This is a genomic window from Agrobacterium sp. GW821-FHT14E08 (genome assembly GCF_058803865.1).
Map to the genome: position 1 here is coordinate 41,179 of NZ_JBXAPJ010000001.1, position 15,277 is coordinate 56,455.

The following is a 15,277-nucleotide window of genomic DNA, read 5'->3' on the forward strand; positions in this document are numbered from 1 at the left end:
CGCATAATTCCCGGCCCAGTCATTTCCGGAAGGAGACAATCATGAACGATATGAGCCATGCGCCGCAGCCGGCGCAAACGAACCCGCGTGTTCGCCTCGCCAGCCGCGTTGCCGGCATAGCCGATCTTTTCCGGTCCAGCGCCAGACAGACAGAGGAAGCGCGGCGCGTTCCCGCCGCACATATCGAGGCGCTGCGCGGCATCGGCTATTTCGATATCGTCAAGCCCCGGGCTTTCGGTGGCAAGGGCGGCGACTTCGCCGAGCTTGTGGAAGCCAATATAGAGCTCTCGGCTGCCTGTGCGTCGACCGGCTGGGTGGCCGGCCTGCTTTCCGCCCATCAATGGCTGCTGGCGATGTTTCCTGCGGAGGCGCAGGCCGATGTGTGGAGTGAAAATCCCGACGCGCTTCTGTGCGGTTCCTATGCACCGGTGAAGATGGCGGAGGCAGCCGATGGCGGTTATCGCCTGAGCGGCAAATGGGCCTTCGCCTCGGGCTGCGAGAATGCCCAATGGTCTCTCTGCGCCGCCATCCTGCCGCCGCAGGGCGAGGGCAAGCCGGTTCCCGCTTTTCTTCTGGTTCCCGCCAGCCAATATGTCATTGAAGATACCTGGCATGTGGTGGGACTGGCCGGCACGGGTTCCAAGACGCTGGTTCTTGATGATGTCTTCGTTCCCAGACATCGGGTTCTGACCTTTCCCGACGCGACGAGCGGCCATACGCCCGGCGGACATTATTATGCCGAGGAAGGTCTCTTCAACATGCCGCTTCTGACCGGCATTCCCTCCTGTCTCGCGGCGGCCGGCGTTGGCGCGGCCAAGGGCGCGCTCGCCGCCTATGTTGACCATGTCGGTGGCCGGGTGACGCGCGGTGCAGTGGCGGGCGGCAATAACCGCATGGCTGAATTTCCCACCATCCAGCTGCGTGTGGCGGAAGCAGCGGCGAGTGTGGACGCGGCCTGCGAAATCCTGCTGCGCGATGTTGCTCGGGCACAGGCGCTTTCGCAGGCGAGGGTCGAGGGCCGGGCGGAATTCACGGTGGATGACCGCCTTCTCAGCCGTCGTGGCCAGTCCTTTTCGGTGTCGCTGGCGCTGCGCGCCGTGCAGGCGCTCAACGATTCCACCGGCGGCGTCGGGCTCGATCTTTCCAATCCGGTACAGCGCGCCTGGCGGGATGCGAATGCGGTCGGCCGTCACATCAGCATGAACTGGGATGCCGTGGGCACCATGATCGGCCAGAGCATGCTGGGTCTCGAACCCAAGGGTCAATATTGACCGCTTATCTGGCGGCACATGAACAGCGATTTCGGAGGAAACAACATGCAAGGCAAGGTCGCTCTCGAGGAGCATTTCGCAATCCCGGAAACACTTCAGGATTCGGCCGGGTTCGTGCCCGGCGATTACTGGAAGGAATTGCAGCACCGCCTGCTCGACATTCAGGATACGCGCCTGAGGCTGATGGATGCGCATGGCATCGAAACCATGATCCTGTCGCTGAATGCGCCGGCGGTGCAGGCCATTCCCGACACGAAGAAGGCGATAGAGATCGCGCGGCGTGCCAATGACGTTCTGGCCGAAGAATGCGCCAAGCGGCCGGATCGCTTCCTCGCTTTCGCAGCGCTGCCTTTGCAGGACCCGGATGCGGCGACCGAGGAATTGCAGCGTTGTATCAACGATCTCGGTTTCGTCGGTGCGCTCGTCAACGGTTTCAGCCAGGAAGGTGACGGCCAGACGCCGCTTTATTACGACTTGCCGCAATATCGTCCGTTCTGGGGCGAGGTCGAAAAGCTCGACGTGCCTTTCTACCTGCACCCGCGTAACCCGCTGCCGCAGGATTCGCGCATCTATGACGGCCACCCCTGGCTGCTTGGTCCCACCTGGGCATTCGCGCAGGAAACGGCGGTCCATGCGCTGCGCCTCATGGCGTCCGGCCTGTTCGACGAGCATCCGCGTCTCAACATCATTCTCGGCCATATGGGTGAGGGCCTGCCCTACATGATGTGGCGCATCGACCACCGCAATGCCTGGGTGAAACTGCCGCCGCGCTATCCGGCCAAGCGCCGTTTCGTGGATTATTTCAACGAGAATTTCCACATCACCACCTCGGGCAATTTCCGCACCCAGACGCTGATCGACGCCATTCTGGAAATCGGTGCTGACCGCATCCTGTTTTCCACCGACTGGCCCTTCGAGAATATCGACCACGCCTCCGACTGGTTCAACGCGACGAGCATTGCCGAGGCCGACCGGGTGAAGATCGGCCGCACCAATGCCCGCCGCCTGTTCAAGCTCGACGGGACCTGAGCCATGCAGCCCTTCGTCTATATGGCGGCCCCGGCCCGCATCGTCTTCGGCGCGGGTAGTTCGGTGGGCGTGGCGGAGGAAATCCGCCGTCTTGGCCTGTCTCGGGCACTGGTGCTTTCCACGCCGCAGCAGAAGGGTGATGCGGAGGCTTTGGCGGCCCGGCTTGGCCGGCTTGCCGACGGCGTCTTCTCCGATGCGGCCATGCACACGCCGGTCGAGGTGACGAAAAGGGCGGTCGATGCTTATCGCGCCGCCGGTGCGGATTGTGTCGTGTCGCTCGGCGGCGGCTCTACCACCGGTCTTGGCAAGGCGATCGCCTTGCGCACCGATGCGGCACAGATCGTCATCCCAACGACCTATGCCGGCTCGGAGGTGACGCCCATTCTCGGCCAGACGGAAAATGGCGTGAAGACCACCATGCGCGGGCCGGAAATCCTGCCGGAAGTGGTGATTTACGATGCGGAACTGACACTTGGTCTTCCGGTTGCCATCAGCATGACGAGCGGATTGAACGCCATGGCCCATGCGGCTGAGGCCCTTTATGCTCGGGATCGCAATCCCATCGCCAGCCTGATGGCGGTGGAAGGGCTGCGGGCGATGTTCGAGGCGCTTCCCGGTGTGAGGGCTGCGCCGCAGGATATCAGTTCGCGTGAAAGCGCGCTTTATGGGGCATGGCTATGCGGCACGGTGCTGGGTGCCGTCGGCATGTCGCTGCATCACAAGCTTTGCCACACGCTTGGCGGCAGTCTCGATCTGCCGCATGCGGAAACCCATGCGGTGCTGCTGCCGCACACCATCGCCTATGTGGAAGAGGCGGTGCCGGATCTGCTGGCGCCGCTGGCGGCACTGGTTGGTGGCAGGGCGGGAGCGGGGCTTTACGACTTCGCCGCCCGGCTCGGTGCGCCCGCCAGCCTCGCAGCCCTTGGCGTGCGGCCGGACGATCTCGACCCCATGGCCGAGCTTGCAACGGCCAATCCTTACTGGTGCCCGCGGCCAATCGAAAAAACCGCGATCCGCACCCTGTTGCAACGCGCCTTCGATGGTGCGCGGCCGGAGTGATCCGGCAAACAGGGCGCGGCAATGATGGGAGGAGAAGATTATGGACATGAAAACGACCGGTGACGACGGTTATTTCGTCGAGGAACGGTCGGCCGAGACCGTGATTGCCCGTATGCGGGACTGTGATGATCCGCGTCTCAAGGAGATCATGGCGGTCGTCACCCGCAAGCTTCATGAGGCGGTGAAAGAGATCGAGCCGACCGAGGAAGAATGGATGAAGGCTATCCATTTTCTGACCGAGGTTGGCCAGATCTGCAATGAATGGCGGCAGGAGTGGATCCTGTTCTCCGATATTCTCGGCGTTTCCATGCTGGTCGACGCCATCAACCATCGCAAGCCCAGCGGCGCGTCCGAATCCACCGTTCTTGGGCCTTTTCATGTGGCCGATGCGCCGGAAATGCCGATGGGCGCCAATATCTGCCTTGATGGCAAGGGCGAGGATATGGTGGTGACCGGCCTTATTCTGGATACTGACGGGGCGCCGGTCGCAGGTGCGCGCATCGATGTCTGGCAGGCCAATGATGAAGGTTTCTACGACGTGCAGCAAAAGGGCATTCAGCCCGATTTCAACCTGCGCGGCGTCTTCATCACCGGCGAGGACGGGCGCTACTGGTTCCGCGCCACCAAACCGAAATATTACCCGATACCGGATGACGGCCCTGTCGGGCAGTTGCTGCGGGCCATGGGGCGTCATCCCTACCGGCCGGCGCATCTGCACTATATCGTTTCGGCGCAGGGCTTCACCACGCTTGTCACCCATATTTTCGATCCCGATGATCCCTATATCCGTTCGGACGCGGTTTTCGGCGTGAAGGAAAGCCTGCTGGCCGATTTCCAGCGGGTGGAAGATGCGGAAAAGGCTGGGGATCTGGGTTTCACCGGCGACTGGTTCTGGTCGGTGAACCACGATTTCGTGCTCGCCCGATGACAGGCGCGAGCGATCGTCCCAGCTATTATGTACGTTTTGCAGAGAGCGATCCCGCTGCCGTGGAGCAGCGGGCGGCACAGATGGATGCTCACAAGGCTCATTTGCGTAACGAGGACGGTTTGCCGCAAGGGTTCAGAATTCTTGCATCCGGGCCGATGCAGGCTGAGAGCGGCGGGTCTGCAGCCGCCCTCATCATTGCCGAAGCTCTCTGCATCGAGGATGTGATTGCTTTCAGCGACGCCGATCCTTTTGTCATCCACGGCGTCTATAACCGCATTCGTATTTTGAACTGGACGCCGACATTATCGAGGATTTCAGGGCTGCGGCGCGACTGAAACCCACGTCAGTCATGGCAGCTGATGGCCGTTAATATTTCAATTGCAATTTTTGCAAACGCAACATTTAATCGAAGACGGGTGATATCGGCGATAGGTGTCTTGACAGGAGCGGGACACACATCAGGGTGGAGCAAGCCGGGTACCCACGGAGCAATCGCAAGAACGGGAAGACGCCGATCCATTCCGGATGGCGCGGTCATGCGTGAAAGGGAGGAATATGTCCACGAATTATATGAGCGCCGCTTCAGTGCGGACGAAGAACCCGGCCGGCGTCATCGCGACATGCGGTCTGATGATCATGTTCGATGGGTACGATCTGGTCGTTTACGGCGCGGTTGCACCGGCATTGCTGAAAGAAGGAGCATGGGCGCTCAATCCCGCCATGGTTGGGCGGGCTGCGGCGCTGACGCTGTTCGGCATGCTGCTCGGCGCATTATTCGCCGGCACCATGGCGGACCGCATCGGCCGCCGGAAGGTCGTTATCATCAGCCTCGCCGGATTCTCAGCGATGATGATCGCCTCGGCCATGACGCCGAACTTCCTCGCTTTTGAAATCACGCGTTTCCTGGCCGGTCTGGGGCTCGGCGCTCTCCTGCCGACGGTGACGGCGCTGGTGCTGGAATTCTCGCCGCCCAAACGCAGAGCGCAGGCAAATTCCCTGTCGTTCCTCGGCTACCTTATCGGCGGCATCATTTCCGGCCTCATGGGCATCCTTCTTCTGGAAAGCTATGGCTGGCGTCCGCTGATGCTGATCGGCGGCCTGCCGCTCATTCTTCTGCCGCTGTTCATGCGGTTCCTGCCGGAATCGCCGGAATGGCTGGCGAGCAAGGGCCGGCAGGCGGAAGCTGACGGAATTTGCGACACCTACGGCCTGCAACGCATCGTGCCGCATGCCAAAATTCAAAAGGGCGGCGTTGGCGCGCTGTTCTCGGAAGGCCGGCTGCTTTCAACACTGAATGCCTGGGGCATTCACTTTTGCTCGCTGCTCTTGACCTTCGGCATGGTCAACTGGCTGCCCACCATCATGAACAAGATGGGCTACGATATCAGCTCGGCACTCAGCTTCTCGATCATGCTCAATGTCGGGGCCGCGATCGGCATTCTCGTGGGCGGACGCTTTGCCGACAAGGGGAACGTCAAGGTGGTCGTGGCGGTTCTCTTCGCCATCGGTGCCGCCTCCATCTGGGCCCTGACAGTCAACAAGGGGCCGCTTCTCTATTTCTTCGTCGCCCTTGCCGGTGCCGGAACGATTGGAACCCAGATTCTTGCCAATGTTCTGGTTGGACGGCTTTACCCCGTCCATATTCGTGGCACGGGTCTCGGTTTTTCGCTGGCAGTCGGACGGCTGGGCGGCATTGCCGGTCCCATGATCGGTGGCCTCGTCCTGCAACGGGGGCTGGCGCCTGAGTGGAACTTCTACATTTTCGGCTCGGTAGCGCTGCTGGGGCTGGCGCTGACCGTCCTGACCCTGCTTTACCGGACGTCCAACGACGGACGAGCTTGACGGAGACCCTGCTGGCCGCGGGATGAAACCTGCGGCCAGCAGCGGCGAAAACAGTGCCTCAAGCGCGCATTGCCGATGACCGGCTGCCGCGCTACGGGATTTTACCTGGAGACGGGCGCGATGGCAGCCATTTGTTGCAATGTCCGTTCATTCGTGCGCTTTGCCCGTGCCAGCGCATCGTCGCGATCTTCCGGCAGCGTGTAGGTCATATAGGATAGCGATGTTTCGAGGTCGTTGTTGTTGTGGCCGAGAATGGCGGCGAAATAGCTGTTCTTGGTGACGTGGGGCGGCGCGAAATTATGATAGGCCACCTCGGCGTATAAGTGTCTGAGGCCATAGGGCTTGGGAAGTTCTTGCCGCGGCCAGAGATCCTCGAACAGATTAAAGACCGTGTCCCGCAGCAGCAGGCGGGTTTCGGACGAAAAATCGTCGATCGACATGCCGTGCCACAGTTTTCCCTGCCCGCTCGTGCGCAGGCGCTCATAGGCGGACAGAATGGTGGCGGAGCGGGCAAGAACCGGAATTTCGTAGGTAATCCCGAACTTCGTTCCTTCGCCCTGTTTCGTCTTGGCCTGGCCGTTGAAAAGGATGCTCCATTTGGAAACGCCCTTGCCATAGGGCGCCGGTGAAAACTCGGCCTGGGTAAAAATCTCATAGGGGCGTCGCCCCGTCATACCGATCAGGCCGATGCCGATCATCAGGGGATCGGCGGACAGGAGTTTATCGGCGCAAATCTTCAGAACCTGCTGGTAATTGTCGAAGGTGATCAGCGCGCCATGCTTGTTGGCGATCTTCTCCATCTTCACCCGGCGGGCGTCTTCATACATGGCGGCATCGCCGGTGGCGATCTTCAGCATCGGGTGATCGTCGCCGAAGGCTTCGCGGATGGCGTTGCGATATTTCGTGATGTAGGAAATGATCGTTGTCTGCGCCCGGCCCTTCATGGTGTCGATTTCAGCGTTCCACAAAGCCTGCATCTCTTCTTTGGCACCCATGCCGTTCATTGCCGAAATGAAATCGGCGATGCGCAGAAGAACGGTCGGCTTGCGACCGGCGGTGTTGAATTCCGCCCGTTCGATTTTTTCGACAATGGATGCCGCCACGCCGGTTTTCGGATAGTCCGCCCGCTCGATATAGGTGTTCAGCCGCTCACGCAGCTTTTTCATGTTGCAGATGGCAAGCGGCGTGCTCTTTGGGCCGAACTCGGCCTTCAGCGCATAGCGATATTTCATGATGTAAAGTTCGAGCGTCTTTTCCGTGCGGCCATTGTCGAAATGGTAGCGAACCTCGGCGTCCCACAGATCGCGGATTTTCCGGTTTCGCAAGGTGTCGTCGCTTTTCATCGCCTCCCTGACCCGGCCGACGAATTGATCGATCCGTTCCACGAGAACTGGTGTTTTTGTCTTTCTTTTTGACGTGGACATGCGGCGGCTCCCTGAACCGGTCGGGAAATATAAATCTGTGGTTGGCAATCAACAGAAGCATGGTTGTGGGAATACCATGAACATCCAGCGCCGGCCGGTTTCTTTTGAATAATACTTTAAGCGATTCCGCAAGCAGGGCCGCGAAGCGGGGACCATCAGGCAAGGTATTGGAACCGCATCGTCCATTCGGCGATGCCTGAAAGCCGCCAGTCGGGGACGGTCAGTCTGGTCAGTTTATTTGGGAAGCCTGGTCTTCAGCGATGTCACGATCCTGTTGGCAAGCGCTTCGTAATCCTCGTCGAAATGGTGGCCGCCTTCAATGCCGAGCGTTTCCACGCCCTTCGCCTTCAGGCCGGGGCAGGGGTCTTCATCCTCTTCCTCCGTGCCGTAAATGCACTGCACCAGTTTCGGATCGATCTTGGCGATGTCGTCCACCGTCTTGCCGCCCTTGCCTTCGCCGGCAACGCCGAGCCATCCCTGAACGGAAATCTCGAAATCCACCTCCGTGGACAGCCCCATGAGCGTGAGTTGCACGACATGCGATTTCGCGCGTTCCGGCAGCAGGTTGAAGGTCGCCGGAATGATATCGGCACCGAAGGAATAGCCGATCAGCACAACGTTTCGAACCTTCCATTCCTTGCGGTAGGTGTCGATGATGCGTGCAAGGTCGCCTGCGACTTCTTGTGGCTGTTTTTCTTTCCAGAAATAACGCAGGGCATCGACACCGATCACGGGTATGCCCTGCTTTTGCAGTGCGCCGCCCACTTCTTCATCGAGATCGCGCCAGCCGCCGTCACCGGAATAGATCACCGCCATGGTGTCCATCACAGGGCTTGTTTCCAGAACCTTGATCGGCAGGCCGAGCGGGCTGTCGGTATCGCCGGCGGCATCGACCTGATCGGACAGGGTCTGGGTCAGGACCTCGTCCGCCTTGTCGGTCACGTCCGTCACGTCGATATCGGGATGCAGCTTCACAAGCGCATTGACGTGGTCGCGGCCCTTCTGGTCCGCAGCGGGCGTGAACAGCACGCTGACGGGCGCAGGCAACGGGCCATCGGTCAGGCCATAGACCGTTTCACCATCCACCTTGTCCTTGGTGGCGGGGGTGCAAAGTATCTTTTCAAGCGGCAGGCCCGCCTTGGGGTCGACGGCGATGGCTTCCCGCACGGTGGAGACCGGGCTCTGTGCAATCATTGCCAGCGCCAGCGTTCCGCCCTTGCCGATGCCAGTGAGGATGGGTTGGCGGTAGCTGCTGGTGCCGGCGGTGCGCTGGATCTGCTGCGAGAGCGACTCGATGTCTGAGATCATATAGATGCACTCGTCCTCATCGGCCTCGAGCGCCTTCAGATACTCCTTGAAATCGATACCGACCACGGCGGCACCTTTTTCCACCAGCGCTTTGGCGCGGGTCTCATCGGCAGCCGTCCATCCGTCAGCATCGGAAATCAGGAAGACGCTGGCGAGAATTTCGCCATCCGGCACCATGATATGCTCGGAGGGGATCATGCCGGTCTCATAGGCCGGCTTATCCTGCGCGAAGGCGGCGCTGGACATAAACAGCGAGGAAGCGAACAGGGTGGAAGCGGCAAGCGCGGCCTTCAACATGGTGGGTTTCCTCATTTTCCGATCACTCCTCTGACGCCGCCGCTGATCAGAACCGTCGCATCCATCAACGCCAGAGCGGCGTCCGCACCGTTTTGCACGGCGAGGTAACGGGGTTCCCATTTCGGGTGGAACTTCGCCTTGAAGGCGCGAAGGCCCTTGAAGTTGTAAAAACGGTCGCCGTGTTCGAACAGCGTGCTGCCGATACGGTCCCAGACCGGCGCCGCATCACGCTTCGACATGCCGGACATGGGCGCCATGCCGAGGTTGAAGCTTTCATATCCAGCCTCGCGCAGATGCTGCATGATGCTGACGAAGAGAAAATCCATCGCGCCGCGCGGCGCATCCGGCGAAAAACGCATGAGATCGACGGTGGCTTCCTTTTTCGTGTCCGTTACCATCAAATTGGCGAAAGCGGTGATCTTTCCATCCTTGCGCAATACGGCGACGGGCTGCGACAGGATGTAATCCGGCTCGAAAGCGCCAAGCGAAAAGCGCTTTTCCCGTGTGTTGTGATGCGCAAGCCAGCTGTCGGAGACTTGTTTCAGCTCTTCCAGAATATCCGCCACATGCGCCTTTTCGACGACCTCGAAGCTCAGCCCGTCCCGCGCACCGCGGCTCAGCGACTGGCGAAGGGTCGCGAGCTTGCCACCCTTCAGCTCAAAGGCGGTGAGATCGACCAGCGCCAGTTCCCCAAGCTTGAAGGCGCGCAGGCCCGCATCGGCGCAATGGGAGAGCAGGAAAGGCGAAATCTGGTAAAAGGCCGCGCGTGCGCCCGCCGAACGTGCGGCTTCGACGAATTGCCAGACCAGATCGGGGAAATCCTCTTCGTCGCCCACCGGGTCGGCGAAGGCGATCCAGGAGCGGCCCTGAATACCGTACATGATGAAGGCATTGCCGCTTTCCGAGAACATCACGTGCTTGTCGCCCATACGCACCAGATTGGCGTCGGCCGCGTCCTGTTTCAGCACGATGTCGGTGGCGCTTGCCACGTCGTCGGCCTCGATTGCGTCCGGCCTGTAGGCCACCGGCCGCATGAGGCTGAAGATGGCGATTGTGGAGGAGGCGAGCACGAGGCCGAGAAGGGCGCGTAATCCGCGCGGCGCTTCCTCGGAGAATTCGAACTGCCACCACAATGTCTGACTGTAATCCGTATCGCGATAGACGAAGAGCAGAATGGTTGCCGCGCCCGCGACGATGACCGCCATGGCCGCAAGCCAGCTTGGCCCCAGCGCCTGTTTCACCAGCGAGGCATGGCGATTGAAGCTGCGCATATTGGCGGCAAGGGCGGCGATGAAGACACCGAGAATGGCCGCTTCGAAAACGGCGATGGCCTTGAGGAGGGAGAGAACCAGCGCCAGCGACGCGGCGACCAGCGCGATCCACCAGGCGCCGTCCAGCCGCTGTCCGAGGCCGCGCGAGGCGACGACGAGCACGAGGCCGAGAATGCTGGTGAGAAAATGCGCCGCCTCAATGATCGGCAGCGGCACGAAATTGGACAGGAAATCCAGATTGCTGTCCGGCGTTGGCGTCACGCTCGAGAAGATCAGCATGGTGCCGAGGATCATCGCGAAGGTTGACAGCAGCGGCGGGGCAAGGCGCACGGCAAGCTGGCTGATGTCGGAGACAACAGGCTTTGCCGCAAACTGCTTCATCTCCGAGACGAGCATCACCAGAATGGCGACCACCAGCGGCAGGACGTGATAGATCACGCGGTAAAGCACGAGGCTTCCGAGCAGCTGGTCAACGCTGATGGCGTTGCCGAGCCCTGCGACCATTACGGTTTCGAAGACGCCGAGACCGGCCGGCACATGGCTGAGGACGCCGAGACCGACGGCGGTAGCGTAGATCGCGAAAAATGTCGGCCAGCCGAGATGGGTGTCGGGCAGCAGCACATAAAGCACGGAGGCGGAGGCGGCGATATCAAAGGCCGAGACGAGGAACTGGCGGGAAGAGGTGCGGCTGTCCGGGAGGCGCAGACGCCAGGCGCCAAGCTTGATCGTGTGACCGTTGCGTCCGATATAGGCCGCAATGACAAGCGCGGCGATGACGGCCAGCGCGGCCCCTCTGAGGATCAGAGCATCGACGCCGATGATGGAGGCGATGCGCGGCGCGACGATGAAGGTGGAGATGGCGCTGACCGAAAGCAGACCAAGCCCGAAGGACAGGGTGACGAAGGCGATGACGCGGGCGATTTCGCCGGGTGAAAGCCCAAGCCGCGAATAGGCGCGAAAGCGGATTGCGCCGCCGCTCAAGGGTCCGAAACCGGCGGTATTGCCGATGGCGTAGGCAGCAAAGGCGGTTGCCGCCATGGGCGGAAACGGCAGCTTGCGGCCGATATATTCGATGGCATTGGCGTCGTAGAGTATCAGCGCGAAAAAGCTGAGCGCCGTGAAGACGATGGCGAGCAGGACCGCGGAGGCCGAGGTCTGCGTCAGCGCGTCGATGACATCGTCATAACGGACTTCCGACGTCAGGTGATAAATGGCGAAGGTCATCATCACGAAGACCAGCGTGATGGCGATCGCGGTCAGATAGGGTCGGTTTCTGGCAAAGAAGCTTTCAACCGCGGATTCTGCGAGGTCGGTCTGTGTGATTTCGCTCTTGTCTGCCATGTGCTTTATCCAGCGCCCGTTCCCAAGGTTGGCGAACCACAGGAATGTGTCGCTAATTCGTTTCGGTTGAGGAAATGTGATTAGCAGAAAAGCATGAAGTGTCGATGTGAAGTTTGTGACCGATTATCCCTGAATTGCGCCAAGTCTAAAGGCAAAAATGCAACTATGGAATGCATGATTTGCAGGATTGTTCCGAAAGGCGGCCAATTGACCGTCACGGTTGCTTGGTGGTGAGGTTTGATGCGACTACACGCTCCTTTCAATTGAAGGAGAATGCAAATGAACATGCCCACAAGAATAGTGCTTTCGCTCGTCGCCGCCATCGTAGTTGGTGGCGGCTTCATGACCTATGATAAGATGCGGGGTGCCGAATGGGTCGTTTCGCCGCAGCAGATCGATGAAGCCAGGGCCAGCGGACAGGCCGGTTATGAATCGCGTCCGGGCACCGTGACCGTTCGCCCGATCCGCAGTGAAACGGCGGATGTGCTGCCGATGAAATGGGCGATGTTTGCTCTGGTCGCAGGCCTTCTTGCCTTCCGGGCGACGGGCAAGAAAAAAGCGGCGAAGGCTTAAGGCCTGCCGCTTCATGTCTCCGGCGTTTCTGCGCCGGAGATGAATCTCAATTTATGCCTCATGCGCCCCAGGTCTTTTCCAGCACACGGATCCAGTTGCCGTGGCAGATTTTGGCAAGCGCCTCGTCGTCATAACCGCCGTTGCGCAGAGCCTCGACCAGCAATTGCAGGTCGGCCGCATCCTTCATGGCGGCGGGAATGGTGGTTCCGTCGAAATCCGAACCGAGGGCGACGTGATCGATGCCGATGCGGTTGACGATATAGTCCACGTGGCGGACCAGTTCGTTCAGGTCCGTATTCGGGTTCTTCACGCCATCCTGACGCAGGAACAGAACGCCGAAATTGATGCCGGCAAGGCCGCCCGTGTCGCGGATGGCGTCCAGCTGGCGGTCCGTCAGGTTGCGGCTGTGATTGCACAGCGCATAGGCGTTGGAATGCGATGCCACCAACGGCGCATCGGAAATATTGGCGATATCCCAGAAACCCTGCTCGTTCATGTGCGACAGGTCGACCATGATGTTCAGTTCGTTGCAGGTCTTCACCAGCCGCTTGCCGGCGTCCGTGAGGCCAGGGCCGATATCCGGGGTTGAGGGGAAACGGAAAGGCACACCGTAAGCGAAGATGTTCGGGCGGCTCCAGACCGGACCGAGCGTGCGAAGGCCCGCTTCGTAGAGAACGTGGAGCGCATCCAGATCGGCGCCGATCGCTTCCGCACCTTCGATATGGAAGACGGAAGCGAAAGCGCCCTCGGCTATCGCGTCGCGGATATCGGCGGCCGTGCGGCAAACCTTGAGCGCGCCTGCGGATTGTTTCTCCGCCCGGAACAAAAGGCCGGCCATGGCAAGCGTCGCCTTCAGCGCATCCGCCTCATTGGGTGTCGAGTAATCGCCATTGGCGTCCTTGTCCATGCTGGGCGAGGGCACATAGGCGGCGCAGAGGCCGCCGGCCAGGCCGCCCTTCTTGGCGCGCGGCAGGTCGATGTGGCCGACCGTATCCCCTTCGATGAGAAGCGTTTCGGGAGAAGCGTTGCCCGATCGCCATAACCGCAGAAGCACGTCGTTGTGGCCGTCGAAGACGGGTACGGTTTTTTCATCGGTCATGGTCATTCACCTTTGGATATGCGGAGCCGCGCGGGCGCGCGTCCGTCAGACTTTGTGGGAATTGGTAGAGGAAAGGTCAAGGCGGGAGCAAATGCAATCCGTGCATAGGCTCTGCCAAATTTGGAATTGGTCGCGCCTCGTTTGCTCATGGTAATCGCGGGGAAACATAAAAAAAATGACTGGATTGGGGCAGACCCATACCGTTTTCCGAAAAATAAGGTCCGAAAGGGGATTTTCGATGATTTCAAGACGCAACCTGCTGATTGCCGGCGCAGCCGTACCGTTCCTGTCCTATGCGCGCATTCCGGCATTTGCCGCGACACCCAAGGATATTCTGGTGGTGGCCCAGCAGCTGGACAATATGACGAGCCTTGACCCGCATGAAGGTTTCGAAGCCGTCGGCGGTGAAATCATCTCCAACATGTATCAGAAGCTGGTACGCGCCAATCGCGAAGATTCCACCAAGGTCGATCCGGTCATCGCGAAATCCTGGGAAGCCGATGCGGACAGCAAGGTCTTCACCTTTGTGATCGGTGACGAAGCGACCTTCTCCAGCGGTGCGAAAGTGACTGCGGAAGACGTTGCCTTCTCGCTGCAGCGCGCCATCAAGATGAACAAGAGCCCGGCCTTCATCATCAGCCAGTTCGGCTTCACGCCCGACAATGCCGAAACGACCATCGTTGCCGCCGACGACAAGACGGTGAAGCTGACGACGGCAAAGCCGACCGCCATCTCCTTCCTGCTGTATTGCCTCTCCGCCAATATCGGCGCGATCGTCGAAAAGAAGGCGGTTCTCGCCAATGCTTCCGGCGAAGACCTCGGCAATGGCTGGCTGCAGAAGAACAGCGCCGGTTCCGGCGATTTCGTCCTGCAGGCCTGGAAGCCGAGCGAAAGCGTAGCACTCACCGTCAACCCGAACGGTCCTTACAAGGGCAATATCAAGCGCATCGTGCTGCGTCACGTCACCGATCCGTCTTCCCAGCTCCTGATGCTGCAGAAGGGCGATATCGACATTGCCCGCGACCTCACCTCGGAGCAGCTGCGTACCGTCAAGAACGACGAGAACATCGAACTCGAGCGCAAGAGCATCGCTTCGCTGGTTCTGATCTCGCTCAACCAGGGCAATGAGAACCTCGCCAAGCCGCAGGTCTGGCAGGCGATCAAGTGGGCGCTGGACTATAAGGGCATGCAGGAAAACATCGTGCCGCTGACGCATGAAGTGCACCAGAGCTTCGAGCCGGAAGGCTTCCCGGGCGCCGTCAACGATATCCCGTTCCAGCGCGATGTCGAAAAGGCCAAGGCACTGATGGCCGAGGCCGGCCTTGCCGACGGTTTCGAAATCAGCATGGATCACTATTCCGCCCAGCCTTACCCGGATCTGGCGCAGGCCATCCAGGCGAACCTTGCCGATATCGGCATCAAGGTTCGTCTGCAATCGGCTGAAAACCGTCAGGTTCTGACCAAGATGCGCGCCCGCGAACACCAGATGGCGCTTTCGGCATGGGGCACGGATTATTTCGATCCGCACTCCAACGCCGATGTCTTCAACATCAACAAGGACAATGGCGACGACGCCAAGTCGAAGCCCTTCCTGTGGCGTTCGCGTTTCAAGAACGACGACTTTGCCGCCAAGGCGGAAGCCGCCCGTGACGAGAAGGACCCGGCAAAGCGCGTGGAGCTTTATGAAGCCCTGCAGCGCGAGCACATGCAGAACAGCCCGTTCGTGTTCATGTTCCAGACCACGAAGACGGCTGCCTTCCGCAAGGGCGTATCCGGTTTCGAACTCGGTGTTCTCTCCGAAGGCAATTCCTACCACGATGCGAAGAAAGCGTGAC

General features: G+C 60.2%; 12 protein-coding genes. 8 read left to right on the forward strand and 4 right to left on the reverse strand.

Annotated features, from left to right (window positions below; all coding sequences use genetic code 11):
• Positions 1-41: 41 nt before the first annotated feature.
• The 6 genes from graA (at position 42) to AC1ROR_RS00210 (ending at position 6,129) form a co-directional block, all read left to right on the forward strand.
• Positions 42-1,271: an FADH(2)-dependent resorcinol hydroxylase oxygenase component gene (graA, locus tag AC1ROR_RS00185; RefSeq protein WP_498588293.1), complete on the forward strand. Its 1,230-nt coding sequence runs from the start codon at positions 42-44 to the stop codon at positions 1,269-1,271.
• Between the two features lie 45 nt (positions 1,272-1,316).
• Positions 1,317-2,300 (forward strand): gamma-resorcylate decarboxylase, encoded by a 984-nt coding sequence (gene tsdA, locus AC1ROR_RS00190; protein WP_498588294.1) that lies wholly within the window; start codon positions 1,317-1,319, stop codon positions 2,298-2,300.
• Between the two features lie 3 nt (positions 2,301-2,303).
• Positions 2,304-3,359, forward strand: coding sequence for a maleylacetate reductase (gene graC, locus AC1ROR_RS00195; RefSeq protein WP_498588295.1), 1,056 nt, complete (start codon positions 2,304-2,306; stop codon positions 3,357-3,359).
• A 40-nt stretch (positions 3,360-3,399) separates the two neighbouring features.
• Entirely contained in the window at positions 3,400-4,287 is an 888-nt protein-coding gene (graB, locus tag AC1ROR_RS00200) for a hydroxyquinol 1,2-dioxygenase (protein WP_080835934.1), read from the forward strand.
• Positions 4,284-4,622 (forward strand): YciI family protein, encoded by a 339-nt coding sequence (locus tag AC1ROR_RS00205; RefSeq protein ID WP_498588296.1) that lies wholly within the window; start codon positions 4,284-4,286, stop codon positions 4,620-4,622. Before graB ends, AC1ROR_RS00205 begins: the two co-directional genes overlap by 4 nt.
• A 220-nt stretch (positions 4,623-4,842) precedes the next feature.
• A complete protein-coding gene (locus AC1ROR_RS00210) occupies positions 4,843-6,129 on the forward strand; it encodes an MFS transporter (RefSeq protein WP_498588297.1) in 1,287 nt (428 codons plus the stop codon).
• Positions 6,130-6,230: 101 nt separating this feature from the next.
• Here the strand turns inward: AC1ROR_RS00210 and telA are convergent, their stop codons facing one another.
• The 3 genes from telA to mprF form a co-directional block, all read right to left on the reverse strand.
• Positions 6,231-7,553, reverse strand: a complete 1,323-nt coding sequence (telA, locus tag AC1ROR_RS00215) for a telomere resolvase TelA (RefSeq protein WP_142170121.1) — start codon at positions 7,551-7,553, stop codon at positions 6,231-6,233.
• 234 nt (positions 7,554-7,787) lie between these two features.
• The gene (locus AC1ROR_RS00220) at positions 7,788-9,173 is read right to left on the reverse strand and encodes a virulence factor (RefSeq protein WP_498588298.1); all 1,386 of its coding nucleotides are present in this window, start codon (positions 9,171-9,173) and stop codon (positions 7,788-7,790) included.
• Positions 9,170-11,770, reverse strand: coding sequence for a bifunctional lysylphosphatidylglycerol flippase/synthetase MprF (mprF, locus tag AC1ROR_RS00225; RefSeq protein ID WP_498588299.1), 2,601 nt, complete (start codon positions 11,768-11,770; stop codon positions 9,170-9,172). The genes AC1ROR_RS00220 and mprF overlap by 4 nt, the downstream gene beginning before the upstream one ends.
• 279 nt (positions 11,771-12,049) lie before the next feature.
• Here mprF and AC1ROR_RS00230 point away from each other — a divergent pair, with 279 nt between their 5' ends.
• Positions 12,050-12,343, forward strand: coding sequence for a hypothetical protein (locus tag AC1ROR_RS00230; protein WP_035224423.1), 294 nt, complete (start codon positions 12,050-12,052; stop codon positions 12,341-12,343).
• A gap of 58 nt (positions 12,344-12,401) precedes the next feature.
• Here AC1ROR_RS00230 and AC1ROR_RS00235 read toward each other — a convergent pair whose 3' ends face one another.
• On the reverse strand, positions 12,402-13,442 hold the full coding sequence (locus AC1ROR_RS00235) for a dipeptidase (RefSeq protein ID WP_498588300.1): 1,041 nt from the start codon (positions 13,440-13,442) through the stop codon (positions 12,402-12,404).
• A gap of 238 nt (positions 13,443-13,680) precedes the next feature.
• Between AC1ROR_RS00235 and AC1ROR_RS00240 the strand changes: the two genes are divergently transcribed.
• The gene (locus AC1ROR_RS00240; protein ID WP_080835916.1) at positions 13,681-15,276 is read left to right on the forward strand and encodes an ABC transporter substrate-binding protein; all 1,596 of its coding nucleotides are present in this window, start codon (positions 13,681-13,683) and stop codon (positions 15,274-15,276) included.
• Position 15,277: the final 1 nt, after the last annotated feature.